The organism is uncultured Mucilaginibacter sp. (assembly GCF_903913935.1).
Lineage (GTDB): Bacteria > Bacteroidota > Bacteroidia > Sphingobacteriales > Sphingobacteriaceae > Mucilaginibacter.
The window spans coordinates 1-1,657 of sequence record NZ_CAIWNH010000456.1 but is presented as its reverse complement, the minus strand read 5'-3'; the positions used below and the strand labels follow the sequence as shown (position 1 = coordinate 1,657).

Annotated in this window: 1 protein-coding gene; it reads right to left on the bottom strand. The window is 41.9% G+C overall.

Annotation, left to right across the window (positions count from 1 at the left end; all coding sequences use genetic code 11):
• Positions 1–374: 374 nt before the first annotated feature.
• On the bottom strand, positions 375–1,657 hold a 1,283-nt coding region (locus QZY09_RS18240), incomplete at its 5' end, for a DUF4331 family protein (RefSeq protein WP_295674685.1).

The window sequence follows — 1,657 nt, the reverse complement described above, 5'->3', positions numbered from 1 at the left end:
TTTTTTGAGCGCTACTTTAGTTAGGAAAAGGCAATAGAACGCTGATATATTATGATGGTTATGATTAAAGACATTATTAAGAAAAACAGATAAGGTAAAGAAATACTGTTTATTAATTTAAAAATCGATTCGTGGATTTTTGATTCGCTTTTTAACTGCTAAAGCAATAGGACGCTGATTTGTTATGATGATTATGATTTAAATCCATTTATGAATTGCAGCTACAAAAAAACACTACCGCTGCTTTCAATTCACTTCGCCCAAAAAATAAATTCTGTATTTGATCATAATCATCATAAAAAATCAGCGTGCCCGTATTAAACAAAAAGAGCCCCGCGCTTGCGCAACGGAGCCCTACCTGTGATTGAAAAATTCTAGTTGGTTTTAACCAGCTTTAATGTTTGTACTAATTTATCGCCTTGCATAGCACGGGCAAAGTAAGTGCCGTTGCTAAGCGTATTGCCATTCCAGTTAACGGTGTAATCGCCTTCTGTTTTATTTTCATCTAACAGCGTTTTAATTAACTGGCCGTCGATGTTATAAAGCAGGATAGTTACGTGAGCATTAGCCTCAACCCTGTATTTAATAATGTTTTCACTAGTAAACGGATTAGGGAATGCTGACATAAACACTACCGGAGCACTGATACCCAAAATACCTGTGGTTGGAGAAAGAATACCAGGTTGAGTATAAGCAACCGGCTGTCCGCCACCCTGGCCTGTTCCGCCCCATGGGGTTTGCAGATAAGGGAATGAAGTTCTGAAAGTAGTATCGTTATGTGTTATACCCGTTGAATAGGTTAAGTGAGCCAATAAAGCCGGGGTAACCGGGTTCGGTCCACCTGCAGTATAATCATCAAACCATAAACCAACGGCAGCCAATACAGCACCACCTACGGTTTGCAGTTCAATACGGGTAACATCATCTTCCAAACGGCGTCCGTTAGGGAAACCATCCATGTTAGGGATTGCTTGTAAGGCTGTGCTACCATTAAATCTTGCATCTGTTAAACCTAATACTGCAGCCTGTATTAAACCTTCACTGCTAAAATCGGCGCTGTTGCGCGGTGTAGCAGGTACGGCCATGTTAAGACGTAACATATCACCACCGGTTGGTAAAAAGTTATTGATAAACGGTTTACCTGCGGCAAGCGGATTGCCTGCTTTGCCCGTTGCCAATTGGTAAGGAACCAGGTTAGGCACACCGGTATTAAATATCGGCCAAATATCTACCGAACGTGGTGAGTGGTTATTTGGCAATAATAAACTTTGGTAGGTAGTAGGATCAAAAGCTGTTCCTATCAAACCAACCTGGCTGCCTTGTGTTAAAGCATACAAGCCCATTTGGTCATTACCAAAACCGTAAGCCTGTAACGAACGGCGCTGAATTTGCAGTGGTGCAAATGCTGGTACCGCTGCGCTGTAGTGTGCGCTATCCATGTAAAGAGATAATTCAGGCTGATAGAAGTAAGGGCCAAAAGTTGCAATTGAATCCAGATCCTGGTATGGAGTCATTGAATTCCAAAGATCTTTCATACCTATCGGAATAACAGCTTCGTTAGTAAGCGGCATACCGATTCTTGAAACCTGAACCCAGTGACCTGAACTTATTACAGTTCCGTTACCATTTAAGGTAGTAACCTGCTGGCGGCTGGCAG